Origin of the sequence: Paraconexibacter sp. AEG42_29, from assembly GCF_040581415.1 — a bacterium.
In the GTDB taxonomy this organism is placed as follows: domain Bacteria; phylum Actinomycetota; class Thermoleophilia; order Solirubrobacterales; family Solirubrobacteraceae; genus Paraconexibacter.
In genome coordinates this window covers 1,816,907-1,833,427 of the sequence record NZ_CP114014.1, presented here as the reverse complement: position 1 = coordinate 1,833,427, position 16,521 = coordinate 1,816,907, and the positions used below count along the sequence as shown (strand labels likewise).

Annotated in this window: 15 protein-coding genes; 6 read left to right on the top strand and 9 right to left on the bottom strand. The window is 71.5% G+C overall.

What is annotated here, in order from left to right; all coding sequences use genetic code 11:
- The first annotated feature begins 4 nt into the window (after positions 1-4).
- Entirely contained in the window at positions 5-571 is a 567-nt protein-coding gene (locus DSM112329_RS08835; protein WP_354701451.1) for a hypothetical protein, read from the top strand.
- A gap of 341 nt (positions 572-912) precedes the next feature.
- Here the strand turns inward: DSM112329_RS08835 and DSM112329_RS08830 are convergent, their stop codons facing one another.
- The 5 genes from DSM112329_RS08830 to DSM112329_RS08810 form a co-directional block, all read right to left on the bottom strand.
- Complete coding sequence (locus DSM112329_RS08830; protein WP_354701450.1) at positions 913-2,205, bottom strand: Glu/Leu/Phe/Val dehydrogenase; 1,293 nt, start codon at positions 2,203-2,205, stop codon at positions 913-915.
- A gap of 51 nt (positions 2,206-2,256) precedes the next feature.
- A complete protein-coding gene (locus tag DSM112329_RS08825; protein WP_354701449.1) occupies positions 2,257-3,378 on the bottom strand; it encodes a glycerophosphodiester phosphodiesterase in 1,122 nt (373 codons plus the stop codon).
- A gap of 88 nt (positions 3,379-3,466) precedes the next feature.
- On the bottom strand, positions 3,467-5,272 hold the full coding sequence (locus DSM112329_RS08820) for a phosphoenolpyruvate carboxykinase (GTP) (RefSeq protein ID WP_354701448.1): 1,806 nt from the start codon (positions 5,270-5,272) through the stop codon (positions 3,467-3,469).
- A 137-nt stretch (positions 5,273-5,409) separates the two neighbouring features.
- Complete coding sequence (locus DSM112329_RS08815; RefSeq protein WP_354701447.1) at positions 5,410-5,919, bottom strand: MaoC family dehydratase; 510 nt, start codon at positions 5,917-5,919, stop codon at positions 5,410-5,412.
- Between the two features lie 115 nt (positions 5,920-6,034).
- Positions 6,035-7,189 (bottom strand): acyltransferase, encoded by a 1,155-nt coding sequence (locus tag DSM112329_RS08810; protein WP_354701446.1) that lies wholly within the window; start codon positions 7,187-7,189, stop codon positions 6,035-6,037.
- A gap of 38 nt (positions 7,190-7,227) precedes the next feature.
- Between DSM112329_RS08810 and DSM112329_RS08805 the strand changes: the two genes are divergently transcribed.
- The 4 genes from DSM112329_RS08805 to DSM112329_RS08790 all read left to right on the top strand — a co-directional run bounded on the left by DSM112329_RS08805 (position 7,228) and on the right by DSM112329_RS08790 (position 10,786).
- Entirely contained in the window at positions 7,228-8,289 is a 1,062-nt protein-coding gene (locus DSM112329_RS08805) for a CoA ester lyase (RefSeq protein ID WP_354701445.1), read from the top strand.
- Positions 8,290-8,400: 111 nt separating this feature from the next.
- Positions 8,401-9,618 (top strand): ATP-grasp domain-containing protein, encoded by a 1,218-nt coding sequence (locus DSM112329_RS08800; RefSeq protein WP_354701444.1) that lies wholly within the window; start codon positions 8,401-8,403, stop codon positions 9,616-9,618.
- Positions 9,618-10,544, top strand: a complete 927-nt coding sequence (locus DSM112329_RS08795; RefSeq protein WP_354701443.1) for a CoA-binding protein — start codon at positions 9,618-9,620, stop codon at positions 10,542-10,544. The genes DSM112329_RS08800 and DSM112329_RS08795 overlap by 1 nt, the downstream gene beginning before the upstream one ends.
- Positions 10,544-10,786: a hypothetical protein gene (locus tag DSM112329_RS08790; protein ID WP_354701442.1), complete on the top strand. Its 243-nt coding sequence runs from the start codon at positions 10,544-10,546 to the stop codon at positions 10,784-10,786. The genes DSM112329_RS08795 and DSM112329_RS08790 overlap by 1 nt, the downstream gene beginning before the upstream one ends.
- Positions 10,787-10,875: 89 nt before the next feature.
- On the opposite strand, the gene DSM112329_RS08785 is transcribed toward DSM112329_RS08790, so the two are convergent.
- Positions 10,876-12,210, bottom strand: coding sequence for a hypothetical protein (locus tag DSM112329_RS08785; protein ID WP_354701441.1), 1,335 nt, complete (start codon positions 12,208-12,210; stop codon positions 10,876-10,878).
- Positions 12,211-12,501: 291 nt separating this feature from the next.
- On the opposite strand from DSM112329_RS08785, the gene DSM112329_RS08780 reads away from it, so the two are divergent.
- Entirely contained in the window at positions 12,502-13,398 is an 897-nt protein-coding gene (locus DSM112329_RS08780; protein ID WP_354701440.1) for a DNA-formamidopyrimidine glycosylase family protein, read from the top strand.
- A 65-nt stretch (positions 13,399-13,463) separates the two neighbouring features.
- On the opposite strand, the gene DSM112329_RS08775 is transcribed toward DSM112329_RS08780, so the two are convergent.
- From DSM112329_RS08775 to DSM112329_RS08765, 3 genes are all read right to left on the bottom strand, one after another.
- A complete protein-coding gene (locus tag DSM112329_RS08775; protein ID WP_354701439.1) occupies positions 13,464-14,333 on the bottom strand; it encodes a hypothetical protein in 870 nt (289 codons plus the stop codon).
- Between the two features lie 83 nt (positions 14,334-14,416).
- Complete coding sequence (locus tag DSM112329_RS08770) at positions 14,417-15,382, bottom strand: nitrilase-related carbon-nitrogen hydrolase (RefSeq protein WP_354702457.1); 966 nt, start codon at positions 15,380-15,382, stop codon at positions 14,417-14,419.
- Between the two features lie 125 nt (positions 15,383-15,507).
- Positions 15,508-16,521, bottom strand: a complete 1,014-nt coding sequence (locus DSM112329_RS08765; RefSeq protein WP_354701438.1) for an agmatine deiminase family protein — start codon at positions 16,519-16,521, stop codon at positions 15,508-15,510.

The window sequence follows — 16,521 nt, the reverse complement described above, 5'->3', positions numbered from 1 at the left end:
GCGCATGAGTACCGACGAACCCCGCCCCTGGCTGCGCTGTTACCGCTGCTGGTCCCAAGAGCTCGAAGTGCAGGTCCACTACGAGGGGATCCACCGGATCGACCCGGAGACGGGCGAGCGCGCCGAGGTGGTCGACGAGCTGCAGGAGGCTGTCGTGCAGTGCCTGGACTGCATGCACGACCAGCCGCACCTGGCGTTCGTGGGCGGTCGGGTGGACCGGATCGAGGACCGCTGGGAGCGCATGGTCGCCGGGACGCCGTGGGTCGCGTCCTGCACCGTCGCCGTCGACGCCGAGGACGTCGAGACCTGCTCCGGCCCCGAGGCCGGGGACGCGCTGAGCTACGCCGCGTTCGGCGAGCACGGCACGCGCGAGTTCTTCACTCACGTCCGCTTCCACAAGCACGAGGAGGACACGATCGTCGTGCACCTGCTCGTGGAGCTGTACGCGCGGTCCGCCGAGGAGGCCGGCGAGGTCCTCACAGAGGCCGCCCGCGGCGCCCTGGCGATCACGTCGCTGGCCGAGGAGTCGCGTCCGCCGGCGGCCGCCGCGGGTGGCTCCGCCGGGCACTGACGCCTGCGCGGGGGCTCGCTGGGCCGGCCAGGCGGGGCGAGTGGTGGATCACGCGGCTCGCACCCGGGTGGAACGCCACTGACCCCCGCCTGCCGGGGCGAGTGGTGGATCACGCGGCTCCCAGCCGGGCGATACGCCATTGACCGCCGCCGGCCGAGCCTGCGGCGGATCGCAGAGGTCCGCGGAACCTTCGACGGGTCAGGCCCGCCAGACCTTCCGCGCAGCCGGGCCGCGTCGGACGCTCGGAGGATCCGACGGGTCAGGCCCACCGGACCCTCCGCCCGCCGCGCGCAGGTCGCATCCGCGCGGCCCCTCGATGCGCCACCCGACGTCCCTGTCACTCAGGGGTAGATGCCCCGGCGCGCCCCCGCGTCCGCCACCCGCCGCACCGCGACCGTCAGTGCGGCCGTTCGCAGGTCGACGTCGTGCTCCTCGGAGCCCTCCCAGACCTTGATCGCCGCGGCGCGCATCATCCGCCGCAGCCGGTCCTGCAGCTCGATGCCGTCCCACGTGAAGCGCTGATGGTCCTGGACCCACTCGAAGTAGGAGACCGTGACGCCGCCCGCGTTCGCCAGGACGTCGGGGACGACGCGGATGCCGCGGTCCGCGAGGACCGACTCGGCCTCGGGCGTGGTCGGGCCGTTGGCGGCCTCGACGACGAGCCGGCACCGGATGCGATCGGCGTTCTCCGACGTCAGCTGCCGCTCCAGCGCCGCCGGGACGAGGATGTCGCACTCGGTCTCGAGGATCTCCGAGCGGCCGACTGCCTGCGCCCGCGGATAGCCCTCGAGCGATCCCTCGGCGTCGACCCAGGCCGCAACGTCGTCCACGTCCAGGCCCGCCGGGTCGACGATCCCGCCCGTGACGTCGCTCAGCCCGACGACCGGCGCGCCGATCGCGAAGAGCTCGCGGGCGGCGACGCGGCCGACGTTGCCGAAGCCCTGCACGACGAAGCGCTGCTCGCGGATCGGCCAGCCGAGCCGCTCGAGCAGCGCCTCGATGACGTACACGCAGCCGAGGCCCGTCGCGGGCTGGCGCGCCTCGACGCCGCCGAGCACCACGGGCTTGCCGGTCACCACCGCCGGGACCGAGTAGCCCATCGCCTGCGAGTAGGTGTCGTAGAGCCAGGCCATCTCGCGCTCGCCCGTGCCCATGTCGGGGGCCGGGATGTCGCGGTCGGGGCCGATGACCGGGATCAGCTCGGCGGTGTAGCGCCGCGTGATGCGCTCGAGCTCGCCCGCGCTGAGCTGCGTCGGGTCGCACCGCACACCGCCCTTGGCGCCGCCGAACGGCAGGCCCAGCAGCGCGCACTTCCACGTCATCCACATCGCCAGCGCCGCGCACTCCCCCAGCGAGACGCCGGGGGCGTAGCGGAAGCCGCCCTTCGTCGGGCCCATCGTCAGCGTGTGCTGAACGCGGTACCCGGTGAACTCCCGGACGGAGCCGTCGTCCATCCGGATCGGGAAGTTGACGGTCAGGGCGCGGCGGGGCTCGAGCAGCCGGGTGCGCGCCTCGGCGTCCAAGTCGAGGACGTCGGCGGTGCCGGCGAACTGCGTCGAGGCGATCCGGTAGAGCTCACCGGACCACTCCGCGCCCTCGTGAACCGCACCCTCGGTGAAGGAGTCCAAGGCCATGTCCGCGACCCTACCCCGGGCGCAGGAGTCGCGGACGACCGTCGTACCGCGTCAGCGTGAGCGGACCGCCTCCACACCGATGTCCGGGTTGTCGGTGAAGAACCCGTCGACGCCGAGGGCGAGGTACTGCTGCAGCTCGCCGATCAGGTCGCCGTAGGCGTTGGGGTCCGCGCTCGAGCGCCGCTCCAGGGGCAGGAACTGGTTCTCGGGCCGGAACGTGTACGGGGTGACCTTCAGCCCGGCGCGGTGCGCGTCGGCCACGAGGCTCGTCGCCGGGGCCGAGGACCCGTCAGGCTTCCTCGGGACGATCTGCGCCTTGTCGGGGCCGATCGCCTCCGCGTAGTTCGCGATGACCTTCAGGCCTGCCGGCGTCGTGATGGCCGCGTAGGTCCGCTTGTCGCCGGCGACCGTGAAGTCGTACGGCTGCCCCGACGCCGACGTCAGCTGAACGAGCTTCGTGCGCGGCAGCAGCTTGTGGATCGCCCGCAGGTTCGCCGTCTCGAAGGACTGGACGAAGACCCTGTCCTTGGCGTCGTCCAGGCGGTTGGCCTTCAGCGTGCGGACCAGCAGCGGCGTGAGGTCGTGTCCGATGCCCGCGAAGTAGGTGGGGTGCTTGGTCTCGGGGATGATGCCGATCGGCCGGCCGAGCTCCTTGGTGAGCTTGCGGGACAGGTCGATGACCTCCTGCAGGGTCGGGATCTGGAAGCGCCCGTCGAAGATGGTGTTCCGCTGGCGGACGGCCGGCAGCCGCTCCTTCGCGCGCAGGGTCTTCAGCTCCGCGAGCGTGAAGTCCTCCGTGAACCAGCCGGTGACGTCGACGCCGTCGATCTTCTTTGTCGTCTTGCGCGCCGCGAACTCGGGACGGGCCGCGACGTTCGTCGTCCCGGTGATGTCGTTCTCGTGCCGGGCGACCAGGACGTCGTCCTTGGTGGCGACGAGATCGGGCTCGATGTAGTCGGCGCCCAGGCGCGCCGCGAGCTCGTATGAGGCGAGCGTGTGCTCGGGGCGCAGGCCCGATGCGCCCCGGTGGCCGAGGACGAGCGGCGCGTCGGCGGTCGCGCGTCCGCGGTCACGGGAGCCGCCCGCGGCCGCGGCGAAGCCGGCGACGGTGAGGAGGAAGGCCAGCGAGGCCGCGACCAGGGCGGCGCCGCGGCGTGTCGGGGTGGGGGTCATGCGGGGAGTTCTCCCCGCTGCGCTCCCCCGTCCGGTGAACAGGTGGTGACCGGACCGCGGGCGCGGCGGTCACCACCGATTCGTGGTGCTAGCCGAGCGCAGCCTTGAGCTGATCGAGCTGCGTCGTCATCTCGGCGGGCAGGTGGTCGCCGAACTTCGCGAGGAACTCCTCGACCTGCGGCAGCTCGGCCTTGACGGCGTCGGTGTCGACGGCGAGCAGCGCGGCCATCTGGTCGTCGGAGAGGTCCAGGCCCTCGACGTTGATGTCGCCGGCGACCGGCACGTTGCCGATCGGGGTGGCGATCGCCTCGACCTCGCCGTCGATGCGGCGGAAGATCCACTCCAGGACGCGCGAGTTCTCGCCGAACCCGGGCCAGATGAACTTGCCGTTCTCGTCCTTGCGGAACCAGTTGACGTAGAAGATCTTGGGCAGCTTGTCGGCGTCGGTGCGCTCGGTCATCGACAGCCAGTGGCCGATGTAGTCGCCCATGTTGTAGCCCGCGAACGGCAGCTGGGCGAACGGGTCGAAGCGCAGCTGGCCGACGGTGCCGAAGGCGGCCGCGGTCATCTCCGAGGACATGGTCGCGCCGAGGAACGTGCCGTGCTCCCACGAGGTCGCCTCGCGGACGAGCGGCAGGACGGTCGCGCGGCGGCCGCCGAAGAGGAACGCGTCGATCGGCACGCCGGTCGGGTCCTCCCACTCGGGGGCGATGGACGGGCACTGGCCCGCGCTCACCGCGAAGCGCGAGTTCGGATGCGCAGCCGGGATGTCGGACTCCGGCGTCCAGTCGTTGCCGTGCCAGTCGATCAGGTGCGCGGGCTTCTCGTCGGTCATGCCCTCCCACCAGACGTCGCCGTCGTCCGTCAGCGCCGTGTTGGTGAAGACCGTGTTCTCCGTGATGGAGGCCATGGCGTTCGGGTTCGTGTCGTAGCCGGTGCCGGGAGCGACGCCGAAGAAGCCCGCCTCGGGGTTGATGGCGTACAGGCGGCCGTCCTCGCCGATCTTCATCCAGGCGATGTCGTCGCCCACGGTCTCGACCGTCCAGCCCTCAAGGGACGGGACGAGCATCGCGAGGTTCGTCTTGCCGCACGCGCTCGGGAAGGCGCCCGTGACGAACTTGACCTTGCCCTCCGGCGAGGTCAGCTTGAGGATCAGCATGTGCTCCGCCATCCAGCCCTCGTCGCGGGCGATGATGGAGGCGATCCGCAGCGCGAGGCACTTCTTGCCGAGCAGGGCGTTGCCGCCGTAACCCGAGCCGTAGGACCAGATCTCGCGCGTCTCGGGGTAGTGGACGATGTACTTCGTCTCGGCGTTCGTCGGCCAGGCGCTGTCGGCGGCGCCGTCGGCCAGCGGGGCGCCGATGGAGTGGACGCACGGCACGAAGTCGCCGTTCTCGCCCAGGACGTCGAGCGCCTTCTGGCCCATGCGGGTCATGACGCGCATCGAGACGACCACGTACGGCGAATCGGTGACCTGCACGCCGATGTAGGACTTGTCCGAGCCGAGCGGGCCCATCGAGAACGGCATCACGTACATCGTGCGACCGGTCATCGCGCCGTCGAAGAGGCCGTTCATGACCTCGCGCATCTCGGCCGGGTCGCGCCAGTTGTTGGTCGGGCCGGCCTGCTCGGCCGTCGCGGCGCAGATGTAGGTGCGGTCCTCGACGCGGGCGACGTCCGACGGGTCCGACCAGGCGAGGTAGCTGTTCGGGCGCTTGGCGTCCGAGAGCTTCTTGAACGTGCCGGCGTCGACGAGCCCCTGCGTCAGCGACTCGTACTCCTCGGCGGAGCCGTCACACCAGTGGATCGCGTCGGGCTTGGTCAGCGCGGCGATCTCCTCTACCCAGGCCAGCAGCTTGGCGTTCTTCGTGGGGGCGGCGGCGGTCTCGCTCACGGTGCTGGACTCCTGGACTGGGTGACGGCTGAAAAGAAAAGATCCCCGGCGCAGAGGAGCGCCGGGGTGGGGGTCGAAAGACTACCGCCCCCTTACCCGGAAGGCGTCGCGGACAACGCCCCCGAGCCAGGGTGGGCTCAGGTGCCCGGGTTCTTCTTCGGGACGAGGACCAGGCGCTTGAACTCCGCGACGAGGACGCCGTCCTGGTTGAGGACCTTCGTGTGGACCTTGACGACGCCGCGGTCGGGCTTGGAGGACGAGGCCTTCTTTGAGACGACCTCGGTCTCGACGAACAGCGTGTCGCCGTGGAAGACCGGGTTGGGGTGCGAGAGCTCCTCGGTCGCCAGGTTCGCGATCGCCTTGCCGGAGACGTCCGACACGGACATGCCGAGCGCCAGCGAGTAGACCAGCGGCCCGACGACGACGTTGCGCTTCTGCTGCGACTGCGCCGCGTACACGTCGTTCAGGTGCAGCGGGTGGTGGTTCATCGTGATCAGGCAGAAGAGATGATCGTCCGACTCGGTGACCGTCTTGGCGGGCCAGTGCTTGTAGACCGCGCCCTCCTCGAACTCCTCGAAGTAGCGGCCGTAGGCGTGGCCGCCGGAAGCTTCGCGCTCGCGCTGGTCGGTGGTGAAATCGTCGGACATGTGGATCTCCTGCGTGTCAGGGGGTCGGACTGGCGGCGGCGGATTCTAGGTGTCCGCGAGCGTTCACGTCCGCCCCCAGCGGGGGAACCGGGCCCTTCGGCCGTGTCGGAGCGGGCTACACCCAGCGCTTGCGCAGGCGCAGGAACGGCCGCTCGATGCCGAGGTAGGACGCCGCCGTGACCGGTGCGACGACCACGATGGCGAGCAGCAGCGTGACCTTGAAGTCCATGCCGTCGCCGAACGTGACGAGCGCTCCGTCGACCCCGCGGACGTGCGTCCCCGTGATCACCTGGATGATCGGGACGTGGACCAGGTAGAGGCTGTAGGACGCCACGCCGACCAGCGCCAGCGGCCGCCACTCGAGGACCGCGTTCTGCAGGCCGGAGCGCAGCGGCAGCACCGCGGACGCGACGACGAGGAAGCCCGCGAACGGCAGCAGCTGCGTCTGGACGAGCTGGTTCTTCGTCGCCATGTACGCGTACAGCCCGACGCCGACCGCGAACCAGACCACCGACCAGCCGATGACCGGCAGGTCCATCCAGCCGGGCCGGGCGCGATCGCACCACACCTTCGCGACGGCGAGCAGCATCCCGCTGATGAACAGGTACATCAGGCCGGGCAGCGAGTACAGGCCGTAGAGGACGCCGAGCTGGTCGTGCTCGAAGACGCCGTGCTCGCGCACCTTGTAGCTCACGCCGGCGAGCGCCAGCAGGATGAGCGACGTGACGACGAGCGACCGGCGGGCGACGAGCGCGAGCAGGAAGGCGAACAGCGGCAGCACGATGTAGAAGTGCATCTCGACCTGGAGCGACCAGACCGGGCTGTCGGGCAGCGTGATCGACTCACCGGAGTAGTTCTGGATGAAGAGCATGAAGCGCCACCAGTCCGACACCTGGCCCTCGAACGGGCGGATGACGCTGAGGACGGTGATGACGACGACGTACAGCGGCAGGATGCGCAGGATCCGGTTGCGCGCGTAGTCCGCCAGCTGCACGCGACCGCGCAGGCCGAGCTGCGCCTTCAGGAACGGGAGGAACAGCAGGTAGCCCGAAAGGGTGAAGAACAGGAAGACCCCGAGGCCGCCGCCGACGAGCAGCTTGTTCTTCGTCCCGTCGAAGACGCCGCCCTCGTTGCCGAACGAGAGCGCGAAGGCGTGGCCGACGAAGACCGCCAGCGCCGCGAGGGCCCGGAGCGACTCGACCCGGGCGCTGCGCCGCTCGCCTGCCTGCTCGACCGGGACGGTCGCTTCCGATGAGGTGCTCGTCGACAAGACGTGGAGCCTAACCCGCAAGGTACGGTTCGGCGTCTATGCGCAGCCCCAAGGACTTCTTCAAGCCGCTCTGTGTGGGCGCACCGGATCCGCTCCGCGAGATCCCGTTCCCGCCGTCGCGGATGATCCACTTCTTCGACGCGTCGAACGAGAAGATGGTCGCCAAGCTCCCGGACACGGCGGCCAAGGCCGACATCGTCCTCGGCAACCTCGAGGACGCCGTCCCGCTCGACCGCAAGGTCCCGGCGCGTGAGGGCCTCGTCAAGGTCGGCAAGACCATCGACCTCGGCTCGACGCAGCTGTGGACGCGCGTCAACGCGCTCGACAGCCCGTGGGTCCTGGACGACCTCACGACGCTCGTCACCGAGATCGGCGACAAGCTCGACGTGATCATGGTCCCGAAGGTCGAAGGCCCGTGGGACATCCACTACGTCGACCGCCTCCTGGCGCAGCTCGAGGCGAAGGCCGGCGTCAAGAAGCCGATCCTGATCCACGCGCTCCTGGAGACCGCCCAGGGCGTCGCCCACGTCGAGGAGATCGCCGCGGCGTCCCCCCGCATGCAGGGCATGTCCTTCGGCCCGGCCGACCTCGCCGCGTCCCGCCGCATGAAGACCACGCGCGTCGGCGGCGGCCACCCGGGCTACATCTCGATGTCCGACCCGCAGATCGAGGACGGCCAGATCGTCGAGGGCCAGACCCGCATCACCGCGCAGCAGGACCCGTGGCACTACTCGATCGCGCGCATGGTCGACGCGTGCACGATGAACGGGCTGCTCCCCTTCTACGGGCCGTTCGGCGACATCAAGGACGTCGTCGCCTGCGAGGCGCAGTTCCGCGCGGCGTTCCTGCTCGGCTGCGTCGGCGCATGGTCGCTGCACCCCGTCCAGATCGGCATCGCGAAGAAGGTCTTCTCGCCGCCGGTGGACGAGGTCCTGTTCGCCAAGAAGGTCCTCGAGGCCATCCCGGACGGCGCCGGCGTCCACATGATCGACGGCAAGATGCAGGACGACGCGACCTGGAAGCAGTGCCAGGTCATGGTGACCCTGGCGAAAATGCTCGCCGAGAAGGACCCGGAGCTGAAAGAGGCCTACGGCTTCTAGCTCCATCGCGGGGCGCGGCGGGCGGGCTGCTGTCCGCCGTGGCCCCGTAATAGGGTTCGCCGCGGCCGCAGCGCGACGTCCGGCCTTCCGACCCAGGTCATCAGGAGCTCCATGAGATTCTACGAGTACGAGGCGCGCGAGATCGTCAAGCGCGCCGGTATCCCCGTCACCGACTACGGCTTCACGACCGACGCCGCGGAGGCGAAGGAGATCGCCGCCCGCATCGGCGGCCCCACAGTCATCAAGTCGCAGGTCCTGACGGGCGGTCGCATGAAGGCCGGCGGCGTGAAGTTCGCCGACACGCCCGCGGAGGCCGAGGCCTACGCCAAGGACATCCTCAAGCTCGAGATCAACGGGCTCGAGCCGCGCGGCGTGCTCGTCGACCCGAAGGCCGACGTCAAGCAGGAGTACTACATGGGCGTCGTCTGGGACGGCGCCGCGAAGAAGCCGCTGATGCTGTTCAGCGACATGGGCGGCATCGACATCGAGCAGGTCGCGGAGGAGCACCCCGACCACGTCGGCCGCGGCCACTTCTCGACGCTGCAGCCGTTCAGCGACTTCATGGCCAAGCAGGTCATCGCGGACGCCGGCGTCACCGGCAAGGCGCTGCAGCGCTGCACGCCGATCCTGGCGCGGCTCGCGCAGCTGTTCCTGGACAACGACATGATCCTGGCCGAGATCAACCCGATCGCCGAGCTCCACGACGGCACGTTCGTCGCACTCGACGCGCACATGGAGATGGAGAACGAGGGCATGCCGCGCCAGAAGGCGCTCATCAAGGCCCTCGGCATCGGCGCCGAGGAGGGCGCGCGCGAGACCTACGTCCCGTCCCCCTTCGAGGACGCGGTCGCCGCGGTCGACGCGGCGGACCACCGCGGCGTCATCCAGGGCAAGGACCACGGGTTCGACGGCACCATCGGCCTGATCATCGGCGCCGGCGGCGGGTCGCTGACGCTGACGGACGCGGTCCGCCAGCAGGGCGGCAAGCCGGCCAACTACTCCGAGATCGGCGGCAACCCGTCGGTCGCGAAGGCCTGCGGCCTGGCGAAGGCGGTCCTGGAGAAGGACGGCGTGGAGCAGATCGCCGTCATGATGTCGATCGTCTCCAACACCCGCGTCGACATCGTCGCGCGCGGCGTCATCAAGGCCTGCCTCGAGCTCGGCAAGGACCCGGCCGAGACGATCGCCATCTTCCGGATCCCAGGCGCCTGGGAGGAAGAGGGCTTCAAGATCCTCGACAAATACGGCATCGAGTACTGCGACCGGTCCGTGTCGCTGTGGGAGGCCGCCGGACGTGCGGTCGAGAAGATCCAAGGAGCGGCTGCCTGATGTCCATCCTCATCGACAAGGACACGACGTTCATCATCCAGGGCATCACGGGCCGCGAGGCCGTGAACCTCACGCGTGAGTGCCTGGACTACGGCTCCAAGATCGTCGGCGGCGTGACCCCGGGCCGCAAGGGCCGCGAGGTCCACGGCGTCCCGGTCTTCGACACGATCGCGCAGCTCGTCGAGCACAACGGCGGGGTCGTCCCGGACGGCTCGGTCGTCACGGTCCCCCCCGGCGGCACGAAGGACGCGGTCTTCGAGGCGCTCTACGCCGGCATCAAGACGATCGTCATCGTCACCGAGCGCATCCCGCGCCGGGACGTGGCCGCGATGGTCGAGCTCGCCGACCTCAACGGCGCCCGCATCATCGGCCCGAACTGCCTCGGGCTGATCGTCCCCGGCGTCGCCAAGATGGGCGGCATCGGCGGTCCGGCGAAGAACGCCGCGGTCGCCTACCAGCCGGGGTCGGTCGGCGTGATGTCGCGCTCCGGCGGCATGACCACTGAGATCTCCTCGACGCTGACGGCGGCAGGCCTCGGCGTGTCGACGGCGGTCTCGATCGGCGGCGACGCGATCATCGGCTCCACGTACGCCGAGCTCATGCCGTACTTCGAGGCGGACGAGCAGACGCAGGCGATCGTCATCTACACCGAGCCCGGCGGCCGCATGGAGGCGCAGCTCTCGCAGTGGGTCGCGGACAACAACTCGCGCCTGCCGATCATCGCGTTCATGGCCGGCAAGTTCATGGACGACGACGAGATGCAGGGCATGTCGTTCGGCCACGCCGGCACGATCGTCGAGGGCAAGGAGGACTCCGCGACCGAGAAGATCGCCCGCCTGGAGGCCGCCGGCATCCCCGTCGTGCAGCGCATCGACGAGATCCCCGACCTGGTCAAGGCGAAGATCGCCGAGAGGAGTGCAGCCTGATGCGCAAAGACGCCATCTTCATCGGCATCGAGGTCAAGGACGAGTTCACGTCCGACCCGGCCCTGGGCGCCAAGCTCAACGAGGTCTGCCCCGTGAACATCTACAAGGGGACGCCCGACGGCGTGGACATCGTCGACGACGCGATCGACGAGTGCGTGCTTTGCGGCCTCTGCTACGACGCCGCGCCGGACGGTGCGGTCGCTGTGCTCAAGTTGTACGAGGACGGCGCACCGCTCCGCTAGCACCAACGACCCGGCGGGCTGATCGGCGCGCCCCTTCGCCGAGCCGCACCCGACCGTACGACATGGTTGCTCAGCAGCCGTGTCGTACGTCACGGGGCGGCGGCGATCGCCTCCTGCGCCCGGGCGATCGCGAGGGCGACGGCGTAGGTGAGGTAGGCCGGCTTCGGCCGGCCGTCCTCGAAGCGCAGGCCCGACTGGTAGTCGCGCCAGCGCGTGCGCAGGTCGTCGCCCGGCCGCTCGGGGAGGTCGCGGACGAGGAACTGCGCGGTGGCGCGGACCTCGGGGTGGCTGCGGGCGACCTGCTCGGCCTCGGCGACCCACGCGGCCTGGTCGGCGAGGGACACCTCCTGGGTCGGGTCCGGCGGACTGGTCTGGTAGCCGAACTCCGTGAGGTACACGGGGAGGTCGGTGGTCGTGCGGCCGGCGGCGTGCAGCGCGTGCAGCAACGTCGTCAGGCGGTCCAGGTCGCCCAGGCGGACCGTCTCGGGTCGCGGGTCGCGGGCGGACGGCGGGACGTCGACCGCGTACGGATGGTGCGACCAGCCGTCCCCCGGGAGCGGCGTGAAGCCGGCACATCCGGGCTGCCGCGGGTCGGGCCGGAGCGCGTCGTCCACGCAGGCGAGCCGGCGGGCGAACGTCAGCGGCGACATGCGCTCGCGGGCGTCGGTCCCCTGGGCGGTCCCGAGCGACGAGGTCGCGCCGATGAGGACGACGGCGTCCGGCGCCGCGGCCTTCACCTTCGGGACGGAGGCACGGAGCATGTCGCGGTAGTTCTGCGGCGAGGCGGCCGTCCAGTTCCCGGCCGGGTCCTGCTGCCACTGGGGCAGCAGGAACGCGGTGTGGTTCGGCTCGTTCCAGATCGTGAACGCGGCGGCGTCGGGGTAGCGGCGGGCGACGGCCTGCGCGAAGGCCGCGAACTCGCCGGGGTCGATGCCGCTGCGCTCGTTGCGCTGCTCGCGGTCCGCGTTCGGTCGCGCGACCGCCCAGCGCGGCGCCCAGAAGGCGATGTCGATCGCGATCCGCAGCCCGCGCCGCCGTGTCAGGCGCTGCAGCCGGTCCAGCGCGTCCCACGCGCCGTCGGGGTACGCGCCCGGGTCGGCCGCGTCGAAGCCGGCGGGCCGGCGGTCGGCGGTCGGGTCGGGCGCGATGACCGACCAGCCGGCGGTGACGCGGACCCAGTCGACCCCGAGGCCGCGCAGATCGTCGAGCGTGGCCGCGATCCGCTGCGGCGAGCGGTGCAGCAGCTCGGCGTCGTCCTGGACGATCGCGACGACGCGCTTCGACGGGCCGCTGGGCGCCGCGCGGTCGCGTTCGGTGCCGCCGCAGCCGGCCGCGGTGCCGACGGCCAGCGCTGTCGCTGCGATCGCCGACAGGAGCCGTGGCCGCGCGGTGATCCGGCGTGTCGTCCGTGACGCGTGCCTCACCGCCGCGAGGCTACCGCCGGGCACGACGTCCGGTCGCAGCCCGGCGCGGCCAGGACGCCGCCCCAGCCTGGCGGTGAATGCCGATCCACCAGGTCCGGAGTCATGTGATCCACCACTCACCCGCCCCGCCTGCGGTGAATGCCGATCCACCAGGCCCGGAGCCGTGCGATCCACCACTCACCCGCCCCGCCTGCGGTGAATGCCGATCCACCAGGCCCGGAGCCGTGCGATCCGCCACCGACGCCCGCGCGACTCAGTCTGCCTGGCGCCCGGCCACTACGATCCCGCGCGATGCCTGAGCTGCCCGAGGTCGAAGCCGCGCGGACCCTGATCGCCGAGCGCGCCGTCGGCCGCACCGTCGCCGCCGTCGACGACGCCGACACCTACGTGTGCCGGCCCCACCTGCCCGGGGACATCGCCTCGGCGCTGGTCGGCCGGACCCTGACCGCGGCCGGCCGCATCGGCAAGTCGATGTTCCTGGACACCGACGACGGCGACGGCCCGATCCTCGGCCTGCACCTCGGCATGGCGGGCCGGATGGTGTTCGTCGACGGCGAGGACGCCCAGGTCACCGCCTACGCCGGCGACCCGATGTCCGCCAACGAGATCCTGGCGGCGGCGGGCGCGGGCGCGAATGCGTCCACCGAAGCGCCGGCGCCACCCGCGGGCGGGCACCCCGACCCGCGCCTGTCGGGCGACCCGGCCTGGGCGCGCTTCACCATCACCTTCGACGACGACGCGGCGCTGATCCTGTTCGACAAGCGCCGCCTCGGCCGCGCCGTCCTGAACCCCGACCTCTCGCGGCTGGGGCCGGACGCGCTGCTGGTCCCGAAGGCGACGTTCCGCGAGCGCGTCGGCGTCGGCGAGGCGCCGCTGAAGGCGCGGATCATGGACCAGTCGGTGATCGCGGGCGTCGGCAACCTGCTGGCCGACGAGACGCTCTGGCAGGCGCGGCTCGCGCCCCTCCGCCCGGCGGGGACCCTCACCACCGACGAGCTCGACGACCTCTGGAAGGTGCTGCGCCGCTGCACCCGGGCGGCCATGAAGCACGGGGGCGTCCACACCGGCCGCGTGATCGAGTTCCGCAAGAAGGACGCCGCCTGTCCCCGCTGCGGCGGCGCGATGGTCAAGGCGGCGGTCGGCGGCCGGACGACGTGGTGGTGCTCGGTGGAGCAGGCCTGGCCGTAGCTCACGTCGGCGGCGGCCGGACGACGTGGTGGTGCTCGGTGGAGCAGGCCTGGCCCGCGTAGGGCCTACGTCGCCGGCCGCGGGCGGACGGTCACGATGACCTTGCCCGTCATCCAGCAGTCGCCGTCGGCGTTCAGGTTGCCGGAGTTCGGCGCGGCGCCGGGCGGCGGGACGACCTTCACCGTCGTCTTGGTGCACGGCCCGGAGATCACGATCGCCCGCTTCATCGTCTGGCGCGCGCGGATCGCGAAGACCTTCACCGCATCGAGGTTCGCGGGCAGGACCTCGGACACCCCCGGGGCGATCGACGTGGTGACGATCGACAGGTCGGCGTTCGGGCCGCTGAGCGACTCCGGCCCGCCCCCGAGGCAGCCCAGCGCATCCCGCCCGCCGCCGGCTCGCCGCACGGACAGCAGCAGCGGCCGCCCGGCGAGCGGGGCAGGGTCGTCCTCCCCCGCCCCCTCCGGGATCTCTCCCGGGGTGAGCGCCACGGCAATCTTGCCGCTGCTCGACGAGCACGTCGGCGGGCCGTCCAGCTTCGCCGGCGTCCCCTTGCAGTAGTTCGTGGCCTTGTACGCGGTGATGCCGCTGTCGACCTTCGCGCGGCCCACCGTGGGCGAGAACGTCGACGTGGCCACCGAGCCATAGCCGGGAACCGAGACGTTCTTCACCGACACGTTCACGAAGCGTCCCGTCTCGAAGCTGAACGTGTTCGTCTGGATCCAGCGCTCGCCGGGGAAGCAGTCCGACGCGGTGTCCTTCAGCTGCCGCATCTCCACGTAGCCCGCGACGTTCAGCTGGAGCTTCGCGATCCGCGTGCGGACCTTCGGCACCTTCGACTTGGGCGCCGCCGCCGCGGTCACGGCGACCGCGCCGCCCAGCGCGACGGCCACGACGGTGGTCAGGGCCGCGATCCGGCGTCCACGCGAGTGCATGCCAGAACCCTAAGCTCGCGCGACCCCCGTGGGACCGTTCCGGCGTCGCACATCGGTCTCACCTTGCGCGGGCGACGACCCCGCTACGGGACCGGGCGGCGGGGTGTCGCCGACACGTCCGCCAGCGACGCGTAGGCGTCCGGCCGGCGCGTCGTGAGGAAGGGGAACAGCGTGAGCCAGTCCTCGCGCTGGTCGACGTCGAGGTCGGCGACGATCACCGCCGGCGCGTCGCGCGGGGCCTGCACCAGGACCCGTCCGTACGGATCGGAGATGAACGAGGAGCCGTAGAACGTGATCGCGCCCGAGCCCTCGACCGCCTCGGTCCCGATCCGGTTGACCGCGACCATGAAGGTCCCCGACGTGATGCCGTTGCCGACGATCACGTGCTGCCACAGCGGCTGCGTGTCGAACCCGGGGTGACCGGGCTCGGAGCCGATCGCGGTCGGGTAGACCAGGACCTCGGCCCCGGCCAGCGAGTAGGCCCGCGCGAGCTCCGGGAACCACTGGTCCCAGCACGTCGGGAAGCCGAACCGGGCACCGGCCAGCGGGACGACCGGGAACGCCTCGTCGCCCGCCGGTCCGGGGCGGAAGTACCGGTCCTCGAAGTAGCCCTCGGTGACCGGGATGTGGAGCTTGCGGGTGCGGGCCACCAGTGTGCCGTCGGGGGCGACGACGATCGCGGTGTTGAAGCCGAGGCCGTCGTCCGCGTCCGCCCGCTCGTAGAGGGACGCGTGGACGTGGACGCCGTGCGCCGCCGCCAGCTCGGTCGCCAGCGCGTGCGTCGCCCCGCCCGGCAGCTCCTCCGGGGCGGCGCCGGCGGCCGACGGGCCGTCCGCCGTGATCGCGAAGTACGGCGACAGCGTCAGCTCCTGCAGGCAGACGAGGGTCGCGCCCGCGCGCGCCGCCAGCGCAACCCCGTCGCCCAGCGACGCACGGTGCGCGGCGGGGTCCGGGTCCCACGCCTGCTGGACGGCGCCGACGCGCAGGGGTGTGCGGCGGGGGGCGTCGACGCGCGCCGGGGACGGCGGGACCGTGGTGGCGGCGATCAGCTGGAAGTCCGTGGGCACGGCGCCAGTCTAGGAAGCGGGCCCATGTCCCACCCGGCGCGGGCGGCGAGCACGGGCGGCGTGCGGTCCAGAGCTGCCATGAGGAGCTCTGGACCGCACGCCGGGCCTCAGGGGATCGCCGGGACCTGCTGCGTGATGCAGTGCGGCCCGCCGCCGCCCCAGGCGATGATCTCGCCCGGGACACCCACGACCTCGCGGTCGGGGTAGACGGCCGCGATGCGCTCGAGGGCCTCGGCGTCCGTCGCGACGCCGGCCGTCGGGACGATCACCGCACCGTTGACGATCGTGAAGTTCAGGTAGGACGCGCCGATCTGCTCGCCGGCCACGGTCGGCCGGGCCAGCAGCGGGAACGGGGTCACGTCGAGGCCGGCCCCGCTTGCCCGGTCGGCGTTCAGCTCCATCGCCGCGTGGTTCGGGTCCCCCGGCAGGCAGGACTGCAGCAGCAGCCGGCCCGGCCCGGTGAACGCCGCGACGAGGTCGACGTGCCCGTCGGTGTCCTTGTCCTCGACCAGACCGTCCTTCAGCCAGATGACCCGGTCGACGCCGAGCCAGTCCTGCAGGTGCTGCGTGATCGCGTCCGGGCCTAGCGACGGGTTGCGGGACGGGTGCAGCAGGCACTGCTCGGTCGTCACGAGGCGCCCCGCGCCGTCGACGCAGATCGACCCGCCTTCGAGGATCAGCGGCGCGCGGAACAGCGGATCGCCGACGTGCTCGACCAGCAGGCCGCCGACCGCGGCGTCCCGGTCCCAGGGGACGAACTTCTCGCCCCAGGCGTTGAACCCGAAGTGGACGCCGGCCCTTCGCCCGGACGCGTCCCTGACGAAGATCGGCCCGCTGTCCCGCAGCCAGGAGTCGTCGATCGGCCGCTCGATCACGGTCACGTCGCCGGTGCAGGCCGCTGCCGCCTCGGCCGCGTCCGCCGCCGTCGCGCAGACCATCGTCACCGGTTCGAAGGCCGCGACGGCGTTCGCCACGCCGGCGTACTGCTCCTTCGCGCCGGCGAGCTGCGCCCCCCACATGTCGCGCCGGCACGGCCACGCCATCAGCGTGCGCTCGTGCGGCTCCCACTCCGCGGGCATCGCGAAGCCGGCCGCGGCCGGCGTGCCCGCGAGGACCGTCAT

What these genes read in the sequence shown, in the direction of transcription:
- DSM112329_RS08775 (WP_354701439.1), bottom strand. Translation starts at nt 14,333, where the DNA reads ATGCACTCGCGTGGACGCCGGATCGCGGCCCTGACCACCGTCGTGGCC.
- DSM112329_RS08780 (WP_354701440.1), top strand. Translation starts at nt 12,502, where the DNA reads ATGCCTGAGCTGCCCGAGGTCGAAGCCGCGCGGACCCTGATCGCCGAG.
- DSM112329_RS08800 (WP_354701444.1), top strand. Translation starts at nt 8,401, where the DNA reads ATGAGATTCTACGAGTACGAGGCGCGCGAGATCGTCAAGCGCGCCGGT.
- DSM112329_RS08825 (WP_354701449.1), bottom strand. Translation starts at nt 3,378, where the DNA reads ATGACCCCCACCCCGACACGCCGCGGCGCCGCCCTGGTCGCGGCCTCG.
- DSM112329_RS08795 (WP_354701443.1), top strand. Translation starts at nt 9,618, where the DNA reads ATGTCCATCCTCATCGACAAGGACACGACGTTCATCATCCAGGGCATC.
- DSM112329_RS08835 (WP_354701451.1), top strand. Translation starts at nt 5, where the DNA reads ATGAGTACCGACGAACCCCGCCCCTGGCTGCGCTGTTACCGCTGCTGG.
- DSM112329_RS08805 (WP_354701445.1), top strand. Translation starts at nt 7,228, where the DNA reads ATGCGCAGCCCCAAGGACTTCTTCAAGCCGCTCTGTGTGGGCGCACCG.
- DSM112329_RS08815 (WP_354701447.1), bottom strand. Translation starts at nt 5,919, where the DNA reads ATGTCCGACGATTTCACCACCGACCAGCGCGAGCGCGAAGCTTCCGGC.
- DSM112329_RS08830 (WP_354701450.1), bottom strand. Translation starts at nt 2,205, where the DNA reads ATGGCCTTGGACTCCTTCACCGAGGGTGCGGTTCACGAGGGCGCGGAG.
- DSM112329_RS08765 (WP_354701438.1), bottom strand. Translation starts at nt 16,521, where the DNA reads ATGACGGTCCTCGCGGGCACGCCGGCCGCGGCCGGCTTCGCGATGCCC.
- DSM112329_RS08790 (WP_354701442.1), top strand. Translation starts at nt 10,544, where the DNA reads ATGCGCAAAGACGCCATCTTCATCGGCATCGAGGTCAAGGACGAGTTC.